The 232-nt window shown below is 65.9% G+C and carries 1 pseudogene; it reads left to right on the top strand.

The features are described 5' to 3' along the window. Positions 1-232: pseudogene (locus BN1119_RS01100) on the top strand (MgtC/SapB family protein); the annotation flags it as partial.

A 232-nucleotide genomic window follows, 5' to 3' on the forward strand; every position in this document is an offset into this window, starting at 1 on the left:
GGTGGCCATGGTGCTCACCTATCTGCTGGGGCTGATGTCCGTGCTGCTGAGCCCGAGCGAGGCGGTGGCCTGCGCCGTGCTGGCGGCGCTCCTGATGGGGCTCAAGGGCAAGATCCAGCAGGGGATGCTGTTTCTGAGCGAGACGGAATTTCACGCCACTCTGCGCTTCCTGCTCATCTCCCTGGTGCTGCTGCCCGTGCTGCCGAACCAGGAGATGGGCCCCCTCGATGCC

It is taken from the genome of Aeromonas bivalvium, assembly GCF_000819765.1.
Classification (GTDB): Bacteria; Pseudomonadota; Gammaproteobacteria; order Enterobacterales; family Aeromonadaceae; genus Aeromonas; species Aeromonas bivalvium.